Annotated in this window: 16 protein-coding genes and 1 other RNA gene; 1 reads left to right on the top strand and 16 read right to left on the bottom strand. The window is 70.8% G+C overall.

The features are described 5' to 3' along the window. Nucleotides 1–307: 307 nt before the first annotated feature. The 15 genes from NQ707_RS01595 to glf form a co-directional block, all read right to left on the bottom strand. Nucleotides 308–1,108: a DUF4190 domain-containing protein gene (locus tag NQ707_RS01595; protein WP_100463041.1), complete on the bottom strand. Its 801-nt coding sequence runs from the start codon at nt 1,106–1,108 to the stop codon at nt 308–310. Nucleotides 1,109–1,225: 117 nt separating this feature from the next. Further along, nucleotides 1,226–1,598: a transfer-messenger RNA gene (gene ssrA / locus NQ707_RS01590) on the bottom strand. A gap of 104 nt (nt 1,599–1,702) precedes the next feature. Next, entirely contained in the window at nt 1,703–2,203 is a 501-nt protein-coding gene (gene smpB / locus NQ707_RS01585) for an SsrA-binding protein SmpB (RefSeq protein WP_061225028.1), read from the bottom strand. 9 nt (nt 2,204–2,212) lie between these two features. Then, nucleotides 2,213–3,331 carry a peptide chain release factor 2 gene (gene prfB, locus NQ707_RS01580; protein WP_404434390.1) on the bottom strand — a complete coding sequence of 373 codons (1,119 nt, stop codon included), beginning with the start codon at nt 3,329–3,331 and terminating at the stop codon, nt 2,213–2,215. A gap of 224 nt (nt 3,332–3,555) precedes the next feature. Then, nucleotides 3,556–4,077: a pilus assembly protein TadG-related protein gene (locus NQ707_RS01575; protein WP_058743449.1), complete on the bottom strand. Its 522-nt coding sequence runs from the start codon at nt 4,075–4,077 to the stop codon at nt 3,556–3,558. Then, on the bottom strand, nt 4,074–4,508 hold the full coding sequence (locus NQ707_RS01570; RefSeq protein WP_058731276.1) for a hypothetical protein: 435 nt from the start codon (nt 4,506–4,508) through the stop codon (nt 4,074–4,076). Before NQ707_RS01570 ends, NQ707_RS01575 begins: the two co-directional genes overlap by 4 nt. Further along, nucleotides 4,492–4,962: a TadE family protein gene (locus tag NQ707_RS01565; protein WP_100463044.1), complete on the bottom strand. Its 471-nt coding sequence runs from the start codon at nt 4,960–4,962 to the stop codon at nt 4,492–4,494. Before NQ707_RS01565 ends, NQ707_RS01570 begins: the two co-directional genes overlap by 17 nt. A 2-nt stretch (nt 4,963–4,964) precedes the next feature. Further along, on the bottom strand, nt 4,965–5,183 hold the full coding sequence (locus NQ707_RS01560) for a hypothetical protein (RefSeq protein WP_231377069.1): 219 nt from the start codon (nt 5,181–5,183) through the stop codon (nt 4,965–4,967). A gap of 55 nt (nt 5,184–5,238) precedes the next feature. Next, nucleotides 5,239–6,189, bottom strand: coding sequence for a type II secretion system F family protein (locus tag NQ707_RS01555; protein WP_404434383.1), 951 nt, complete (start codon nt 6,187–6,189; stop codon nt 5,239–5,241). Beyond that, nucleotides 6,186–7,043, bottom strand: a complete 858-nt coding sequence (locus NQ707_RS01550) for a type II secretion system F family protein (protein WP_058731274.1) — start codon at nt 7,041–7,043, stop codon at nt 6,186–6,188. Before NQ707_RS01550 ends, NQ707_RS01555 begins: the two co-directional genes overlap by 4 nt. Further along, the gene (locus tag NQ707_RS01545) at nt 7,040–8,335 is read right to left on the bottom strand and encodes a CpaF family protein (RefSeq protein WP_058731273.1); all 1,296 of its coding nucleotides are present in this window, start codon (nt 8,333–8,335) and stop codon (nt 7,040–7,042) included. Before NQ707_RS01545 ends, NQ707_RS01550 begins: the two co-directional genes overlap by 4 nt. Before the next feature lie 197 nt (nt 8,336–8,532). Next, nucleotides 8,533–9,312: an ABC transporter ATP-binding protein gene (locus tag NQ707_RS01540; RefSeq protein WP_375542932.1), complete on the bottom strand. Its 780-nt coding sequence runs from the start codon at nt 9,310–9,312 to the stop codon at nt 8,533–8,535. Nucleotides 9,313–9,327: 15 nt separating this feature from the next. Then, a complete protein-coding gene (locus NQ707_RS01535) occupies nt 9,328–10,203 on the bottom strand; it encodes an ABC transporter permease (RefSeq protein ID WP_061225029.1) in 876 nt (291 codons plus the stop codon). After that, nucleotides 10,200–12,245, bottom strand: coding sequence for a glycosyltransferase (locus NQ707_RS01530; protein ID WP_061225030.1), 2,046 nt, complete (start codon nt 12,243–12,245; stop codon nt 10,200–10,202). The genes NQ707_RS01535 and NQ707_RS01530 overlap by 4 nt, the downstream gene beginning before the upstream one ends. Then, the gene (glf, locus tag NQ707_RS01525) at nt 12,242–13,429 is read right to left on the bottom strand and encodes a UDP-galactopyranose mutase (protein ID WP_404434376.1); all 1,188 of its coding nucleotides are present in this window, start codon (nt 13,427–13,429) and stop codon (nt 12,242–12,244) included. Before glf ends, NQ707_RS01530 begins: the two co-directional genes overlap by 4 nt. A gap of 328 nt (nt 13,430–13,757) precedes the next feature. Here glf and NQ707_RS01520 point away from each other — a divergent pair, with 328 nt between their 5' ends. Next, nucleotides 13,758–17,708 carry an FtsK/SpoIIIE domain-containing protein gene (locus tag NQ707_RS01520; protein WP_404434374.1) on the top strand — a complete coding sequence of 1,317 codons (3,951 nt, stop codon included), beginning with the start codon at nt 13,758–13,760 and terminating at the stop codon, nt 17,706–17,708. Here NQ707_RS01520 and NQ707_RS01515 read toward each other — a convergent pair. Continuing rightward, the gene (locus NQ707_RS01515; protein WP_404434371.1) at nt 17,646–18,098 is read right to left on the bottom strand and encodes a hypothetical protein; all 453 of its coding nucleotides are present in this window, start codon (nt 18,096–18,098) and stop codon (nt 17,646–17,648) included. The two genes, NQ707_RS01520 and NQ707_RS01515, sit on opposite strands and share 63 nt — an antisense overlap. Nucleotides 18,099–18,227: the final 129 nt, after the last annotated feature.

Raw genomic sequence — 18,227 nt, 5'->3', positions numbered from 1 at the left:
GAACAGGGAGGCGATGAAGCCGATCAGGCCCACCGCGGAGGTGGCCATCAGGGCGCGCATCGGCACGCCGCGGTCGTTGACCTTGGCGAAGAACCGGGGTGGCGGGGCGGGCCGGGGCCGGGGGCGCCGCCGGGGGGGGGGGGGGGGCAGCCCCCCGGGGGGGCGGGGCCCCCCCCCCCCCCGGGGGCCCCCACCCCCCCCCCCCCCCCCCCCCCCACCCCCCCCCCCCCCCCCCCCCGGGGGCCCCCCCCCCCCCCCCCCCCCCCGGGGGGCGGGGGGGGCGCGGCGGTTCCCGGGCCGAACCGGGTCAGATGCCGATACCGTCCTGGACGCACTGCTCGTAGCCGTACGAATCCGGGGAGCCGCACTCCTCGGAGACCTCGGCGTACAGGGCCGCGACGAGGACGATCATGAGGATCCCGAGGATCAGCCCCAGGCCGCCGGTGCACAGACCGATGATGCCCATGACCTTCCCTGAGCCGCCGCGGGTCCCGGAGCGACCCACCGCGCGCAGGGCGAGGATGCCCAGGACGATCGCGGCGATCGCGGCCAGCATCGGCAGGTAGAGCCAGAAGAAGACGAGGCTGACCCCGCCGCAGATCAGCGAAGCCAATCCGAGCCCCCAGCCGGCCGGGCGTCCACCGACGGAGCCCGGCACCCCATAGGAGGCCCCGTACGGGGCGTAGGCGGCGGGGTATCCGGAGGATGAGGATTCGCCGTAGCCCTGCGGGGCGGAGGTCGCGCCGACGCCGGGACCGGTCTGGGAGGGCTGCCCGTAGCCGTACGGGGCGTAGGAGGACTGGCCGTCGTTCTGTCCGTAGCCGTTCGAGGCGTAGCCGTTCTGCCCATAGCTGTTCTGCCCGTAGCCGCTCTGGCCGTAGGAAGGCTGACCAGAGGAGGGCTGCTGCCCGTAGCCGTACGGGGCGTAGGGCGGCTGGCCGCCGCCGGCTTGTCCGGAGGGGCCCTGTCCGTAGGGAGTCTGGCCGGAGCTCGCCTGCTCCTCGCCGGTGCGCTCGGAGGCGGCCTGGCCGTATCGGGGTGGGGTCGAGGCGCTCTCGCCGGGGGTCCCGGCGGCGTCGTTCTGGGAATCGCGGGGGTTCTCGGTCATGGCTCCTCCTGGAAGGTGGTCGCGGGATGGTGTGGGTACGGGGCGAAAGGGTGCCTTAACGACCGTGAGGCGCGGCATCGATCCCTCACGGGAACGACGCCGCGCCTCACGGCGACGGGGTGGAGATGCGGGGAATCGAACCCCGGTCCGATGCAGGATTGGCAGGGTTTCTCCGGGCGCAGTGTGCGTCACGGTGTTCTCGGCTCCGGCACTCCCGCACACGGGTTGCCGCCGAACCTATCCGCATGAGTGTTCCCCAGCCCCCTGCGGAGAGGGACTGGAGCAGTGGCTTCCTCAGCTGATGCTAGGAACCGGGGCGGAAGCGACCCCGGGCTAGCAGACTGCTCAGGCTACTTACGCAGCGAGAGCGAAGTCAGTGCGCTTTTCAGATTTGGCACTTATTGGTGTGCAGAGGACATTAACGAGATGACTCTGCGTTCTCGGCCCGCTTCACCTGCCGCAGCTGGCATCGTCGAAACCGATCATCCCCGTATGCGATTCTCAATCAGCATCCGCACCGCGACGGGACCGGAGGGCCCGTCGGTGATGCGGTTCCTCCTACTCTACCGCCTCGACGCGCGGAGGGGAAGGGGCTCAGCCGAGGTTCCGGTAGCGCATCGCCCGCTGGGCCTCACGCTTGTCCTGCGCCTCGCGCAGGGCGTGGCGCTTGTCGTACTCCCGCCTGCCCTGGGCCAGGGCGATCTCCACCTTGGCCCGCCCGTCCCGGAAGTACAGCTGCAGCGGGATGATCGTGTAGCCGGTCTCCTTGCCCTTCTGCTCCAGGCGCCGCAGCTCGGTGCGGTGCAGCAGCAGCTTGCGGCGGCGTCGGGCGGCGTGATTGGTCCAGGAGCCGTGCCCGTACTCGGCGATGTGGATGTTCTCCAGCCACAGCTCGCCACCGGTGAACTGGCAGAAGCCGTCCACGATGGAGGCCCCGCCGTCGCGCAGGGACTTCACCTCGGTGCCCAGCAGGACGACGCCGGCCTCGTAGGTGTCGATGAGGTTGTAGTCGTGCCGGGCCCGGCGGTTCGTCGCGATGACCTGGCGCCCGTCGGCCGTCTCGCGCAGGCCCTTCTTCTTCTTGGTCGCTGCCATTCCTCGGTCTCAGTCGTTCTGTTCGTGGCGGGTCCCGGCCCGCCAGCGGATCCCGGCGTCGATGAAGTCCTCGATGTTCCCGTCGAACACGGCCGCCGGGTTGCCCTGCTCGTGATTGGTCCGCAGGTCCTTGACCATCTGGTACGGATTGAGCACGTAGGAGCGCATCTGATCCCCCCAGGAGGCCTTGACGTCCCCGGCCAGCTCCTTCTTCTTGGCGTTCTCCTCCTCCCGCCGCTGCAGCAGCAGGCGGGACTGGAGCACGCGCAGGGCGGCGGCGCGGTTCTGGATCTGGGACTTCTCGTTCTGCATGGACACCACGATGCCGGTGGGGATGTGGGTCATGCGCACCGCGGAGTCCGTGGTGTTCACGGACTGCCCGCCGGGCCCGGAGGAGCGGAACACATCCACCTTGATCTCGTTCTCCGGGATCTCGATGGAGTCGGTCTGCTCGATCAGCGGGATGACCTCCACCGCGGCGAAGGAGGTCTGGCGCCGGCCCTGGTTGTCGAAGGGGCTGATGCGCACCAGCCGGTGCGTGCCGGCCTCCACGGACAGCCGCCCGAAGGAGTAGGGGGCCTTGATCTCGAAGGTCGCGGACTTCAGCCCGGCCTCCTCGGCGTAGGAGGTGTCCAGGACCTTGGTGGGGTACCCGTTCTTCTCCGCCCAGCGCAGGTACATGCGCATGAGCATCTCCGCGAAGTCCGCGGCGTCCACTCCCCCGGCCCCGGCGCGGATGGTCACCACGGCCTCACGGGGGTCGTACTCCCCGGAGAGCAGGGTGACGACCTCCAGGTCCGTCAGCGCCTTGGAGATCGAGGCCAGCTCGGTCTCGGCCTCGGCGAGCATCTCCGGGGCGTCCTCCTCCGCGGCCAACTCCACCATGGTCTCCAGGTCCTCGATGCGCCCGCCCAGTCGGGTCAGCCGCTCCAGTTCGGACTGCTTGTGCGAGAGCTGGGAGGTGACCGCCTGGGCGGCGTCGGGATCATCCCAGAGATCCGGGGCCGCGGCGGCTTCCGAGAGCCGGGCGATGTCCTCGCGCAGGGCCGGGACGTCGCTGACCTGCTCGATCTGGGAGTACGTGTCCCGCAGCTGCTGGATCTCGGCGGTGAAGTCGGTGGAAGCCATAGGGCCCCATTCTAGCCGATGCCGACTGGGCGGGCCCCGAAGACTCCGGGGTCTCGTGGGCGGCCGAGGCGATCAGCACGCTCGTCGAGTCCCCGGCGGGGATCTTTCCGAAGGCGTCATTCACCACCGCCCGTCACCGTCACTGCGAACCGGGATCTGGCGTCGGCGCGCCGGGACGAGCTCACCCGATCCGCTCAGCTGGCCCCTTGCTCCGGAACGACGACTCAGCGGGTGAGCACCACTCGGGCGCTGCTCTCGGCCCGGATCCGCACCCCGTCGGGCACGACCCACCCGACCAGCGGCGGGTGGGCTCGCGCCGTGAGCTCGACCCTCGCGGTGCTCGCGTCCACGGCCCCGGTGCCCGGGGCGATGGCCACGGCATCCACCCCGTGGCCGACTCCTCCGATCACCTCCTGCGTGGCCGTGGTCACCTGTCCCGGATCCAGCATGACCCCGGATTGAGCTCCGTCCGCATCGAAGCCGGCGACCCGAGTGGTGGCGGCGTCCGCGCACTGGTCCGCCAGCAGCTGCAGCTTGCGCTGCTCGATGTACACGGAGCTGACGGCCATGACGGTGACGCTGAGCAGCAGCAGAATCACGCACAGCCCGAGGGCCAGGACCCCGACGGCTCCGCGCTCCGCCTCCTCGCCCCGGGTGCCGGCTCGCCGCCGACTCACCGTGCCTGGCGCCCGCGGTGCTCCGGCACGGCGGCCTCCGGCGGGCGTCATGCGGTCGGTGATGCTCATTCGTACTTCCCTCCCCAGGAGGCCAGCTCCGAGGTCATGGTCATGACACCGCGATCCGAGACCCAGCCGAGCAGCGGGGCATCCACCCCGACGCTGACCCGGACCCGGATGCTGCGCTGGCCCGAGCAGTCTCCGACGCAGGACAGCTCGGCGCTCACCTGCTGCGGGTCCACGCCGTAGTCGCGGGCCGCGAAGCGGGCGGCCTCCTGCGCCGCGGCACCGGAGACCTCCGAGCGATCCCCGGCCTCGATGACCTGCAGGGACTGCTGGGCCGCGGCGACCGCCGCGTAGGCCCCCGACTGGGCGTGGGAGATGGCCAGCAGGGCGTAGACCGTCGGGATCATCAGCATGACGGCGAGGAAGACGAACTCGATGATCGCGTTGCCCCGCTCGGCCGCGTGCCGGCCCCGCGGCTCAGGGGAGGATCGCATGGCCGCTGACCTCGATCCCCTCCGCCGGTCCCCACGGTCCCAGGACGGGCAGGGGCGTGGCGACCGTGATCTGCAGGACGCGCTGCGCGCCGTCGGAGGTCACCGAGGCCCGCACATCCTGGGCGTATCGCTGCGGCAGGGAGGCGCTCAGGATCTCCCGGGTCCGCTCCGCGCCGTCCTGGGGAGTCCGGTCGCGCAGGGCCCCATAGCGCGCGCCCGTCGAGCTGGCGTCCTGCACTGTGTTGCGCACGTGCAGGGCGAAGCCGATCTGCAGGCAGGCCATGAACAGCAGCATCAGCACGGCGCTGACCATGACGAACTCGGCCACGGCCGAGCCGCGCTGCGGGTCACCCTCCGCATCCGCCCCCGGCCCTCCCGCACCGCGGCCTGCACGGGGCCGCTGCCCGACGCCGCGGATCCCGCGGGAGGCGGCGCCGGGGCCGCCGCGGACCATGCTCAGCCCACCTTGCTCATGGCGTTGTTGAACATGCCGGTCAGCGCGGGGATGGCGATGGCCAGCAGGGCGGCGACGAGCAGGGCGCTCATCATCGTGATCATCACCCAGCCCGGCACGTCCCCGCGGTCCCGGGATTCCCCGGGCTGGGGACGCAGCCGCAGGCTCAGCGCGTGCACGGCGGCCAGCAGGGTCAGGGTGAGGGTGCGGAGGGTTCTCATGATGTCGTCCTTTCCGGGACAGTCGGGTGATGGATGGGGAAGCTCTGAAGGGGTCTCACAGGCCGATGTCGATCACTGCGAGACCGGGGAAGACGGCGAAGACCACGGTCAGCGGGAGGATGAGGAAGACGACGGGGGCCATCATCGCGATCTCCTTCTTGCCGGCGACCTCCATGAGGTCGCGCTTGGCCTGATCGCGGACGTCCTGGGCCTGGGAGCGCAGCACATCGGCCAGGGGCGTGCCGCGTTCGATCGCGACGGTGATCCCGTCGACGAAGCGGGACAGGGAGGGCAGGTCGATGCGCTGGGCGAAGGCCTGCATCGCCTCGACCACACCGACCCCCGCCCGGGCGTCGGCCAGCACGCTGCGGAACTCCTCGCTGAGCTCGCCGTCCGAGCTGCGGCAGATCCGCTCCAGGGCCGCCAGCGCGGACTCCCCCGCCGTGACGGACAGGGCCATCAGCTCCGCGATGACCGGGAACTCCCCGAGCATCCGCTTCTCGCGGGCGGTGATCCGGCGGGAGAGCAGGTAATCGCGGATCATGAACCCGCACACCGCGCACACCCCGACCAGGACGAGACCGGGCAGCGCGCCGATCACGTGGTTCGCCCACCCCAGGGCCACCAGGAGCAGCCCGACCCCCGCTGCGGCCGCGGCGCACATCAGCTGCTCTCCGCGGAACTCGACCGGGGAGATCCGCGCCCCGGCCTTGATCAGCCGCCGCTGCAGCGCTCGGGTCTCGGCCGGTCCTCCGCGCAGCAGCCGGCCCGCCGCCAGCCGCTGCACCAGGGGTCGCAGCACCCGGACGAAGGCGTTTCCCAGATCGGAGGCGTCGGGAGCCTCGCTGAGCAGGGAGGAGCGCAGGCCCGCGGAGCGCAGCTGCGGAGCGACGCGCTCCGCGAAGGTGATCCGGCGCCGCTGCGGCAGCCCGGCCCAGATCAGCCCCAGCCCCAGGGCCAGCATCAGCCCCAGCAGGATCAGCGCGGACAGCGGTGTGCTCGTCATCGCAGCACCCTCCGATCCGGGGGCAGCGCTCCGATGCGGAGCATGAGGCGGTAGGCCAGCACGGAGATCCCAGCCCCGCCGAGCATCACCACGTACCCGGTCAGGGAGTTGTAGGCCTGCAGGGCGGCCGGCTGCGTGGTCATGAGCAGCAGCACGATCCAGGGGGCGGCGATGGCCAGTCGGGCGGCGTTGACCGTCCACGATTGGCGGGCCTCCAGCTCGGCCCGGGTGCGGCTGTTCTCCCGCAGGAAACCCGCCAGCGTGCCCAGGAGTCTGCCCAGATCGGTGCCGCCGACCTCGCGGGTGACGCGCAGGGCCTCGACGATGTTATCCGCGATGGGATCCGACATCCGCTCCTTGAAGCGGTTGATGCACCCGTTGAAGTCCCCCGTCGCCCGGTAATCCGTGGCGAAGGCCGCGAACGCCGGCTTCAGCTGCTCCGGACCGCGGTACTGCAGCTGGATCATCGCCTCCGGCAGCGACAGCCCGGCCCGGATCGCGGAGCGCAGATGATCCACCACATCCGGCCAGAGCCGGCGCACCCGGGCATCGCGCTGCCGCGCCTGCCAGGCCACCAGCCCCCACGGGGCCCATGCCCCCAGCACCGCCGCGCAGGCACCCAGGGCATAGATCTGGGTCAGCGCCAGCGCGCCCAGCCCACACACCAGACAGCTTGCGGCGCACAGCCCCAGGAAGCCGCGCACCGAGACCCGATCCACCCCCGCGTGGCGCAGGGCCACGAGGATCCGGGAGGTGCGCACCGGGCGGATCCGCGTCGTCGTCGGGCGCGTCCAGCAGGCGCTCCACACCAGCAGCAGCCCGATGCCCAGCAGCAGGCCGACGGCGGCGCTCATCGGGCCGCCTCCTCGGACAGATCCGCCGCGGGCAGCAGACCCTCCGTGCCGATCCCGCGGGTCTCGAACTTCAGGGAGCTGGGCACCTCGGCGGCGGTGCACACCAGCTCCGCGGCCATCCCGCCGATCCTGCGGAACATCGGCGAGGTCTCGATGACGCCGTTCTCCACCCGCTGCCCGATCGCCAGGATCTCCTGGACCCGTCGGGTCCCACCCGGTTCCCGCCCGCAGTGCACGACGAGATCGAAGCAGGAGGCGACGGTGGGCACCACGAACTGGCTGCTGATGTTCTCCCCGGCCAGCAGGGGCAGGGTGCAGATCTTGGTCACCGCGTCCCGGGCGGAGTTCGCGTGGATCGTGCACAGCCCCGGCAGCCCCGAGTTCAAGGCGATGAGCATGTCCAGGGCCTCCGCCTCGCGCACCTCCCCCACGATCAGCCGGTCCGGGCGCATCCGCAGCGCCTCCTTGACCAGACGCCGCAGGGGGATCTCCCCGTGGCCCTCCAGATTGGGCTGGCGACACTGCATGTTCACGACGTCGCGCAGCGGGACCTTCAGCTCGAAGATCTCCTCCACCGTGACCACCCGCTCCCGGGCGCCGATGCTGGCCGTGAGGCAGTTGAGCATGGTCGTCTTCCCGGCCTGAGTCGCCCCGGAGACCAGGATGTTCAGCCCCGCCCGCACCGCCGCGTCCAGGAAGCGGGCGGCCTCCGGAGACAGGGAGCCCAGGCCCACCAGATCCTGCAGCCGGCGGGCGCGGGCCACGAACTTGCGGATGTTCACGGACCAGTGCGTGCGGGTGATGTCCGGGATGGCCACGTGCAGCCGGGAGCCGTCCGGCAGGGAGGCGTCCACGAAGGGGCTGGACAGGTCCAGGCGCCGTCCCGAGCTGTTGAGCATCCGCTCCACCAGGTGCCGGATGCCCTCCGGGCTCAGCTGCATCCCGGTCAGCTGCGAATCCCCACCCCGGGAGACGAAGACCGAATCCGGCGCGTTGATCCAGATCTCCTCGACCGTCGGGTCATCCAGGTAGGGCTGCAGCGGCCCGAACCCCGTGATCGCGTCGTTGAGCCGGCGCTGGGCCTCCTCCGCCTCGCCCAGCGGCGGCAAGGTGCTCATCGCCGCCTTCTCCTCGTACTCGCGCACGGCCGTGCGGATCAGCTCCCGCACCCGCTCGGCGTCGCCGAGGGGATCCAGCCCCTGACGGCGCACCATCTCCCGGACATCGGCCTCGACGAGGCCCAGGGCCTCACCCGAGCCCCGGCTCTGAGCTCTGACGGCGGCAGCGACCATGACCTCCCCCTTGTGTCGCCTGGATCACTTGTAGAGAGAAGATACAGGAGATCCGCCGACATTCAAGGGGCCGGTCTCATACCTGTGGACAGTGATCCGGGCTCGACCTCCCCCGTGAGACGGCATCGGGCCCGGCCCCTCCAGCGGGAAGGGGCCGGGCCCGAGAGGCCGTGGCGGCAGCGAAAGGCGCGGGAGGATCAGCCGCGCAGGTGCTTCACCGCCTCCTCGATGGCGCCGTCCTTGACCACGTGGCCTTTCTCCAGGACCACGCCGCGCTCGCACAGCCGGGAGACCATGTCCAGGTCGTGGGAGACCACCACCAGCGTCTTCCCCCGCTCGGAGAGCTCCTTGATCTTGCGGATGCACTTCTTCTGGAAGGGCTCATCGCCCACCGCGAGGATCTCATCCACCAGGAAGATCTCCGGATCCGTGTGCACCGCGACCGCGAAGGCCAGACGCAGGTACATGCCGGAGGAGTAGAACTTCACCTCGGTGTCGATGAAGTCCGCGATCTCGGAGAACTCCACGATCGAGTCGAAGTTCGCGTCGATCTCCTCCTTGGTCATCCCGAGGATCGCCCCGTTCAGGTACACGTTGTCCCGCCCGGTCAGGTCCGGATGGAATCCGGCGCCTACCTCGATCAGCCCCGCGATGCGCCCGCGGGTGCGGATGTCCCCCTCATCGGGATGCATGACCCCGGAGATCAGCTTCAGCAGGGTGGATTTCCCGGAGCCGTTCAGGCCCAGCAGCGCGACCCGCTCCCCCTGGTGGATCTCCAGGGAGACCCCGTCCAGGGCGCGGAACTTCTCCGAGAGGTCCCCCTTGCGGCCCTTGATCAGCCACACGAAGGCCTCCTTCATCGACCGGGTGTGGCGCAGCACGAACTTCTTGACCACGTGCTCGATGCGGATGACCACCGGCTCGGTGGAGGGGGAATAGGGCTCCCGGGGCGCGGACAGCTCCGGGTCGTCGTCGATCCAAGACACAGCGAATCAGAGCTCCTGGGCGAAGTTGCCCTCGAAGGCCCGGAAGAGCAGGTCCCCCAGGAACACGAAGGCGAAGGCGATCACGAAGGCCACCGGCGTCCAGACGCTGAGCAGGTGCGGATACACGTACCACGACGCCGGATCCGGCCCGTGCAGGGTCGCGCTCCAGAAGGCGTAGTGGAACAGCTCCACCGAGATCGTGATCGGGTTGACCATGTACAGGTGCAGCAGCCAGGCGCTGGCCTTCTCCTGGACCATCGTCCAGGAGTACATGATCGGGGACAGCCAGGTCAGCATCATCACCAGCAGATCCACGATGTTCTCCGAATCCCGGAAGAACACGTTGGCCACCCCGAAGATCAGCCCCAGCCCGTAGGAGAACACGGAGATCAGCACGATGCCGGCCAGCGCCGCGCCGATCTGCTTGGGGCCCGGGTGCCAGCCCACCGCGAAGCAGGCGATGAGCAGGACCAGCAGCTGCGGGACGAAGTGGATCAGCCCCACCCAGATGGTGGAGACCGAGAACAGCTCCCGCGGCAGGTAGATCTTCTTGATCAGCGCCCCGTTGCCCACGAAGCAGCGCGCCCCGTTGCCGAAGGCCTCACCGAAGAAGTTGATGAGGATGATCCCGGAGAACAGGTAGACGGCGTAGTTCTCCAGTCCCTTGTTCAGGCCCAGGAACACCCCCAGCGCCAGGTAGAACACCAGGAACTGGACCCCGGGCTTGATGTAGGACCACACGATCCCCAGCACCGAGCCGCGATAGCGGACCTGGATCTCCTTGTCCACCAGGAGCTTGAGCAGGAATCTGTTCTTGAACACGTCCATCAGCCCCCGGCCGCGGCCGGGGGTCTGGAACTCGCGCGCGCTGATCTCGGTCATCGGGTGATCTCGGAGTCCGTATGCTCGTCGAAGGTCTTCTTCCACGCCTCGAAGGAGGTGATCCGGGGCGCGGCCTCGCGGTACTGCTCGCGCAGCCGGGGCCACTGGCACAGGATCTGGGCGTGCAGGCGGGTGGCCTCGGTCAGCTTGGTGCGCAGCTGCTCCGGCCGACGCCGATACCAGGACACGGCGGTGCCCTCCGCGTTGGAGACCAGCGCGGAGTCGTACTGGGACATCCGCCACCAGCGGTTGTCCTGGTGGGCCACGTGCGCCTGCGGGTGCTCCCGGGTCTCCGGGTCCACCGGCTTGATCAGCTGCTTGGCCACGGTCTTGAGTGCCCACGGCACCAGCGTCTTGTAGGACGGCGCGGAGAAGCCGCGGCCGTTGCGCGGGGGCTTGGCCATGCGCGGCTCGGGGAAGGAATCGATGTCCTCGCTGAACTGCGCGTCCGAATACTCCTTCATCACCGCGCGGATCTGCGGCAGCCGCTGCGGCTGGATCTCGTGCAGCCGATCCGGTCCGGCCAGCACGTCGCGCAGGGCCATGATGCGGCCCTCCTCCGTGAAGTACTGCATGGAGATCAGGTGCTTGACGTCCTGATAGGAAGACTCGCGCAGCAGGCGTCCGCCCCGCTCGTAGGGCGAGTGCAGCAGCGCCGCGATGATGCGGTTGCGGATGTGGAAGTACGCCTGCCAGCCGACGAGGTCGTCCTTGTCGATCCAGGACACGTGCCACACCGCGGCACCCGGCAGGGAGACCGTGTGGTAGCCGGCCTCCTTGGCGCGCACGCCGTATTCGGCGTCGTCCCACTTGATGAACACCGGCAGGGACAACCCGATCTCCCGGATCACCTGGGTGGGGATCAGGTCCATCCACCAGCCGTTGTAGTCCACGTCCACCCGCCGGTGCAGCCACGGCGTCGAGCGCAGGTTCGCGTGCAGGAAGTCATGGCCCAGGACCTGCTCGGCCACCGGCTGATCCGGCTGGAACCGGTACTTGTTCACGATCTCGCCGAAGGTGTGCAGCACCGTGCGGTTGTACAGGTCGAACATGTGCCCACCCACGATGGTGGGCTTGCGGCACAGGTCGGCGAAGGTCAGCATCCGGATGATCGACTCGGGCTCCACCACGACGTCGTCATCCAGCAGCAGCGCGTAGTCCGAGCCGTTCTCCACGGCTTCGTACATGCCGCGGGCGAACCCGCCGGAGCCGCCCAGGTTGGCCTGGTTGATGATGCGCAGCTTCCCCTGCAGGGCGGCCGCGACCTCTTCGAACTCCGCCTGGTCCTGCACCTTGCGGGTGCCCTGATCCACGATGAGGATCTCCTGCAGGTGCTCCAGGATCTGGGGGTTGCTCCCCAGCGAGCGCAGGTTGTTCAGGCAGTAGTCGGGTTTGTTCAGGGTCGTGATCTCCAGGGTGATCCGCCCCGGTGCGCGCCCGATGCTCTGCGCCGTCTGCCATTCCGCCCCGCGCAGGGTCAGCGGCTGCGCCCCGGCCGCGAGGTCGAACCAGTACCAGCCGCCGTCGCCGAAGGGCTTCAGCGGCAGGTCGAAGGTGGACGACGCCGTGCCGGAGACCCGCCGTGAGGCGACCCGCTGCAGCGAGCCGCGGGCGTTGGACTTGTACACGATGATGGTGCCCTGGCCCTCCGTCTCCACGGCCAGGCGCACGTCGGTGACCGTGGTCCACCGCTTCCAGTAGGAGGCGGGGAAGGCGTTGAAGTACGTGGCGAAGGACAGCCGGGTACCCGGTCGCACCAGGGTGGAGCGGCGGTCGATGAAGTCCTCGGCGTGGGCATCCGAGCCCGACCCGGCGGCGGGTGCCGACCCGGAGGACGCCGGAGCCTGCTTGCCGGCGGACTCCGTGCTGCCGAGAGAACCGTTCATCGTGGACAGCTGCACGCCGGCGGTCTGCCCGGAATCCACATACAGGGCGACGGTGTCCATCTGCTCCGGAGCGGGGAAGATGACCCGCTGCAGAGTCGTCATCGGCTGTGCTGCGCGGCGCTTGTGAGCCGCGCCGGACGTGGTTGACTCGCTCATGCCTCGATCCCTCCGCTGACCAGCTTCTGCCCGCCCGAGAAGTGCGGGCGGATCTTGTTGTCGAACATGGACAGGGCCGAGCCGATGGCCATGTGCATGTCCAGGTACTTGTAGGTGCCCAGCCGCCCACCGAACAGCACGTCGGACTCGCCGGCGGCCAGATCCCGGTACTTCAGGAGCTTCTGCCGGTCCACCGAGGTGTTGATCGGGTAGTACGGCTCATCGCCCTTCTCGGCGAAGCGGGAGAACTCCCGCATGATCACCGTGGCGTCCTTGGTGTAATCCCGCTCCGGGTGGAAGTGGCGGAACTCGTGGATGCGGGTGAAGGGCACGTCCGGGTCCGGGTAGTTCATGACGGCGCAGCCCTGGAAGTCCTGCATCTCCAGGACCTCCTCCTCCAGGTCGATGGTCCGCCAGGACAGGTCGCCTTCGGCGTAGTCGAAGTACCGGTCCACCGGGCCGGTGTAGACCACGGGCACCTGGCCGAGCACCTTGATCCGGGAGAACTCGTGGTCCTCATCGAAGAAGTCGGTGTCCAGGCGCACCTCGATGTTCGGGTGGCTGGCCATGCGCTCCAGCCACGCGGTGTACCCGTCCACGGGCAGGCCCTCGTGGGTGTCGTTGAAGTAGCGGTTGTCGTAGGTGTAGCGCACCGGCAGCCGCGAGATGATCGAGGCCGGCAGATCCTTGGGGTCGGTCTGCCACTGCTTGCCGGTGTAGTGCTTGATGAAGGCCTCGTACAGGGGGCGCCCGATCAGCTGGATGCCCTTGTCGTTGAGGTTCTGCGGGTCCGTGCCCGCTAGCTCCCCGGCCTGCTCCTGGATCAGGGCGCGTGCCTCGGCGGGCCCGTAGGCCGCGCGGAAGAACTGGTTGATGGTGCCCAGGTTGATGGGCATCGGGAAGACCTCATCGTTGTGGCGGGTGTAGACCCGGTGCACGTAGTCGGTGAACTTGGTGAAGCGGTTGACGTACTCCCAGACCCGCTCGTTGGAGGTGTGGAACAGGTGCGCGCCGTAGCGGTGCACCTCGATGCCGGTGCGCTCCTCCTTCTCGCTGTAGGCGTTGCCCCCGATGTGGGAGCGGCGGTCGAGGATGACCACCTTCAGCCCCAGTTCGGAGGCGGCCTGCTCGGCGATGGTCAGGCCGAACAGGCCGGACCCCACGACCACTAGATCTGCGTTCACGCGAAACTCCTGTCGCTCTGGCTGCTCCGGGCACGTCCCCCGCCCGCGAAGAGGTGGGAACCCGCCGGAGGCCGGTGTCTTCCGTCCCTGTCCCGTCCGACCGCGCACCGGGGCGCGGAGCAGGACAGCACTCCTACACGACTCTAATGGACCGGGCCGCGTGGGTCTTCCCGGGCGCCTGCGCCCCGCAGTCATCTCCCATCCCGGATGCCGGGCGTCATCGCAGCCGGTGGAGGAGGACACCTGTCAGCACGGGTCATCCACACCGGGCCCGGGCGCCCACCGACAGCCTGCCTCTCGGGGCCGCGCGGTGTGCTCCCCTGGTCCCATGCAGCTGCATCTGACGACCTTCGATCCCGTCTCCGCCCGCTCGGTGCGCCTGCGGGTGCAGGCCCCGCCCGCCTGCTCGGGCGCCGCGCTGGCCGAGGCCCTCGACGCCCATTTCGGCACGACCGGGGACTGGTCGGCCGACGGACGGATGCTGCGGCACCTGCAGATGGGGACGGAGCCGCTGGTGGACGGGGCCGTGGTGACCCGCGGCCCGGCCGAGACCCTCCCGGGGGACGGACTGCTGGCGGTGGTCACGGAGGGCCCGGCCACGGGGGCCCACGCGACGCTGAGCCGCGGCGTCCTGGAGATCGGCAAGGACGCCGCCCGGCTGTGCCTCGAGGACCCCTCGCTGCGTCCCGTGGAGGGCAGGCTGCGAGTGGATCCGGACGGTGTGGCCTGGGAGGACGCCGACGGCCGACGCCGCGTCCTGACCCCGCAGGACTCGTGCCCGATCGGCCGCTCCCGCCTCACGCTGACGGATCCCCGCGCGCCCGCTCCCCAGCGCACCCGCCGCGGCCCGATGCCGGTGCGCCCGGTCGAGCTACACCCGCCCGGCTCCGGATGGCGCACCCTCGCCGTGACGATGGCCCTCCCCCTGCTGATCGGGGGTCTCATGGCGTGGCTGCTGGACCTGTGGATAATCCTGATCTTCTGCGTGATGAGCTCCGCCATGGCCGCGGCGCACTGGCTGAGCCGGGGCAGCTCGACGGCGAAGAACCGACGTCTGTTGGAGCGGACGTGCGCACGGGACCTCGGCGACTGCGCCGCGGCCGCCCCGCCGTGGGGCGCCCGCCTGCTGCCGGGCGTCCCGGCACAGCCGCCCGAGGAGGGTCCTCCCTGGGTGCGCTGGGGTCGCGGGCGCCGCGCCGCGCACCTGCGCCCCGAGGGACAGCGCCACCAGCAGGTGCCCCTGATGGAGGCCGTGCCCATCCTCTCCCGCCTGGACCGACCTCACGTGCTGCTGGGCCCGCCGGCGGTGCAGGACGCCCTGATCGCGCAGATCCTGCTGGCCGGCTGGGAGATCCAGATCCGCACGCGCCACCCGATGCCCTCCTCCCACCCGCTGCTGCGGTGGAGCGCGCACCCCGGCGTCGCGGTGGTCCACGCCGAGGCCCCCGAGCCGTCGAGCCCCCGGACGGTCCTGGTCCTCCTGGAGGCGGCCCCGGCCCCGAGCACGGCGCTGCCGCGCGTGCGCATCGCCGACCCGGCCCGCGGGGTCAGGCTGCCTCCGGAGCCCGAGGCCATCACCGTGCGCCAGGAGGAGGCCGGGCTGCGACTGAGCGGACCCGAGGCCGCGGCGGAGAGCCTGCCCGGGCTGCTCGGGGAGCACCCCGTCCTGTGTACCCGCCCCGATGGCCTGGCCCGCAGCGCCCGAGCCGAGCTGATCCGGCGAGCCCGCGGGCGAGGACTGGCGGGATCCGAAGGCTCGGCGCTGCTGTCCGCGCGGGAGGACCTGTGCCTGGAGGCCACCGCCGACCGGTGGCAGAGGAACCTGGACAGCTGGGCACTGGTGGCCGAGCTGGGCCGACGCACCGATGCGGCGCCCGGGGATGATCCTGCCCTGCGGGTGGATCTGAACGAGCACGGCCCGCACTGCGTGATCGCCGGCACCACCGGCTCCGGGAAATCCGAGTTCTTCCGGGCCCTGCTGGCCGGTCTCGCCCTGCGCTACAGCCCCGAGCGGCTGAGCATGGTCCTCATCGACTTCAAGGGCGGGGCCAGCTTCGGGGAGCTGGCCCGCCTGCCCCACGTGCACGGCCTGCTGACCGATCTGGAGGAGGCCACCGTGACCCGGGACCTGACCTACCTGCGCGCGGAGCTGCGCCGCCGCGAGCAGCTGTTCCGGGAACTCGGGGTCGGGTCCTGGATGGAGTTCGTGCGCGGTCCCGCGCACCGGGATCTGAGCGAGCCGCTGCCGGAGCTGCTGATCTGCGTGGACGAGTTCCGCATGCTCGTGGAATCCCTGCCGGAGGCGATGCAGCAGCTGCTGCGCATCGCGACCGTGGGTCGCTCCCTGGGGGTGCATCTGGTCATGTCCACCCAGCGCCCGCAGGGGGCGATCTCCGCGGACATCCGCGCCAACGTCGGCATCGACGTGTGCCTGCGCGTGGCCTCGGAGGCGGATTCGATGAACGTCATCGGCTCCGGGGAGGCCGCGCGCATCCCGAGCACCCGGCCGGGTGCCGGATTCCTGCGCGCCGACGGCGCGCTCTCCGCCTTCACCAGCCTGTTCGTCGATGCCTTCCCGCGGCGCCGTCTGGACACCGGCCTGCGGATCCTGCCCGAGCAGATCCTCGAGCCGGCGCAGCCGGAGTCCCCGGGCCGCGGAGAGCCGGGGACGGGTCTGCGCGAGGACATCCGGCGGCTGCGCCGGCTGCATCCCGGCACACCCCCGGTGGTGCCTCCCGCGCTGGGCGAGATCCAGCTGCCCCCGGATCCCGACGGCGGGCTGGCCCTGGGCCCGGCCGAGGTGCCCTCCCTCGGGTGGCAGGGCCATCTGTCCTGGCGGCCCGAGCGCCACGGACCGATCGACGTGCGCGCCGGCCTGCCGGAGCAGCGTCGGTGGATCCAGCACCTCGTGGATGAGGCGCGGGCCAGCGGCCTCCCGGTCTACGCGCTGGTCGCGGATCGCTCGGCGCTCGAGGATCTCGTGCGGGCTCAAGCGCAGGGCCTGGATCTGCGCGGGCTGGCCGGTGCCCCGCATCGGGAGTTCAGCGCCGAGCTGATCACCGGGCTGCTGGCCGTGCTGCGTCGGAACCAGCAGGAGGCCGGGCCCCTGCCCCCGGCCCTGCTGATCGTGCAGGGCACGGAGAAGATCGTCGAGGACCTGGCCCGCTCGGGGGCGGCCCCGGAGGCGGCGGTGGAGGAGCTGCTGGCCCTGGCGGGTCGATCCTGGCACCTCTGCCTGCTCGGCGCCAAGGCTCCTCCGCGCACCCTGCAGGGGCTGTGCCCCAATCGGGTGCACCTGGGCGACGGTCCCCGCGCCGAGTTCCTGCTGTCCCATCCCCGTCGGGCCAGAGACCTGGTCGGCGGACTGGCGATCGTGGAGGGCCCGCTGGCCCCGGGCAGCGAACCCGCCGGACTGCTGCCCCCGGGAGTCGGCCCCGATCGATCGACGTCGGACCTTCCGCGACCGGGCTCGGCTCTGCCCTCCCCAGGAGCCGCACGGCGCCGGCGCCCGGTCGACGGCCTGCCGCGATTCGTCGATCTGCCGTCACGGCTGCAGTGGCCGGTCGGCGAGGCCGCGGATGGGCATCAGCGCCAGATCCGGCCCTCGCGCCACGTGCTGACCCGGCGCGACCGCTGGTTCGCGGTGCTGGGCGTGCAGGCCCCCTCGGGGGCCGAGGCTGGACTCGAGATGCGCCCGGGCGACGTCATGGGGATCTCCTCGCGCTCCGCGGCCGAGTCCGAGGCGGCGCTGGCCGCCCTGCTCTCCTTCAACCCCCACCTGGGCTTCCGTGTGCACCGGCCCCCGGGCCCGGGTGATCCGACGGCAGCGCCCCGCGGCCCACGCTCCCGCCCATCGGCCTCCCCCGACCCGCACAGGCCGGAGATCGCCGTCGTGTGCGATGCCCACCTGTGGCCGAGCTCGCTGTGGCCGGCGCTGGAGGAGACGGTGGACGCGGCCGACGCCGCGGTGCTGCTGTTCGATCCGGGGCGCTTCTCGGCCTCGCGCACCCCGTGGGCTGCCCGGCTGCGGGCGGCGCCCTGCGGCGTCGTGCTCGGCCCGCGCAGCGGCTTGGAGGCGGACTTCCGCGCCGAGGTCTGTCCGCCGCACCCTGGCACACCCCCGGCGCTGACGGGGCTGCTGCTGCGACCCGACGGGGTCGTGCGCCTGCGCCTGGCCCAGCCGGTGCCCGCGGAGCGGGAGCCCGCGGGGGCAGGATCAGTCGCGCTCGGCCTCGGCGTCGCCGCCGATGCCGGCCAGCAGGTGGCGCTGGACCGGTGAGGAGAACAGCAGCATGAGGATTACCGCCCCCAGCACCCCGAGGAGCACCGCCAGGAGGCGGGAGGACGGGAAGATCAGCTGGATGGACACGAGGATCAGGAAGACCTGGGTGAGCAGGATCAGCGCGCGGGACCACAGCCGGCCAGCCCGCAGACCGCGCGCGGCCGCCATCAGCCACACCCCGTAGCCCAGGTAGAGCAGCCCCATCAGCACGATGGCCCCGGCGGGCATCACGTGCGGGGAGAGGAAGGCCTGCGCCGCCTGCACCAGCCCGACGACGATCAGCGCCGCCGACTCCAGGGCCACCAGCGCGCACAGCAGCAGCACGGTCCGCGGCGGTCGGACCCGGGGGGCATCGGCGGCTGAGGCGGTCGGGGGCGAGGTGTTCATGGATCCAGCCTAATCAGCCCGCCCCGACCGCCGACGACCCCCCGCTCCGACGAGCCTCGGCGCCGCTTTGCTTGTGCTGTCAAGGAAAAACCGATGTGAGATAAAACATCCGAGCGCATCGCCCGACCC

It is taken from the genome of Rothia sp. BD8 (assembly GCF_044878465.1).
GTDB classification, from domain to species: domain Bacteria; phylum Actinomycetota; class Actinomycetes; order Actinomycetales; family Micrococcaceae; genus Rothia; species Rothia kristinae.
This window is presented reverse-complemented; position numbering and strand designations above follow the sequence as displayed.

Excerpts from the sequence above, each read along its gene's own strand:
- smpB (WP_061225028.1), bottom strand. The coding sequence starts at position 2,203 with ATGGCAGCGACCAAGAAGAAGAAGGGCCTGCGCGAGACGGCCGACGGG.
- NQ707_RS01595 (WP_100463041.1), bottom strand. The coding sequence starts at position 1,108 with ATGACCGAGAACCCCCGCGATTCCCAGAACGACGCCGCCGGGACCCCC.
- NQ707_RS01555 (WP_404434383.1), bottom strand. The coding sequence starts at position 6,189 with ATGACGAGCACACCGCTGTCCGCGCTGATCCTGCTGGGGCTGATGCTG.
- NQ707_RS01550 (WP_058731274.1), bottom strand. The coding sequence starts at position 7,043 with ATGAGCGCCGCCGTCGGCCTGCTGCTGGGCATCGGGCTGCTGCTGGTG.
- NQ707_RS01560 (WP_231377069.1), bottom strand. The coding sequence starts at position 5,183 with ATGAGAACCCTCCGCACCCTCACCCTGACCCTGCTGGCCGCCGTGCAC.
- NQ707_RS01520 (WP_404434374.1), top strand. The coding sequence starts at position 13,758 with ATGCAGCTGCATCTGACGACCTTCGATCCCGTCTCCGCCCGCTCGGTG.
- prfB (WP_404434390.1), bottom strand. The coding sequence starts at position 3,331 with ATGGCTTCCACCGACTTCACCGCCGAGATCCAGCAGCTGCGGGACACG.
- NQ707_RS01570 (WP_058731276.1), bottom strand. The coding sequence starts at position 4,508 with ATGCGATCCTCCCCTGAGCCGCGGGGCCGGCACGCGGCCGAGCGGGGC.
- NQ707_RS01535 (WP_061225029.1), bottom strand. The coding sequence starts at position 10,203 with ATGACCGAGATCAGCGCGCGCGAGTTCCAGACCCCCGGCCGCGGCCGG.
- NQ707_RS01530 (WP_061225030.1), bottom strand. The coding sequence starts at position 12,245 with ATGAGCGAGTCAACCACGTCCGGCGCGGCTCACAAGCGCCGCGCAGCA.
- NQ707_RS01545 (WP_058731273.1), bottom strand. The coding sequence starts at position 8,335 with ATGGTCGCTGCCGCCGTCAGAGCTCAGAGCCGGGGCTCGGGTGAGGCC.
- NQ707_RS01565 (WP_100463044.1), bottom strand. The coding sequence starts at position 4,962 with ATGGTCCGCGGCGGCCCCGGCGCCGCCTCCCGCGGGATCCGCGGCGTC.
- NQ707_RS01515 (WP_404434371.1), bottom strand. The coding sequence starts at position 18,098 with ATGAACACCTCGCCCCCGACCGCCTCAGCCGCCGATGCCCCCCGGGTC.
- NQ707_RS01575 (WP_058743449.1), bottom strand. The coding sequence starts at position 4,077 with ATGAGCATCACCGACCGCATGACGCCCGCCGGAGGCCGCCGTGCCGGA.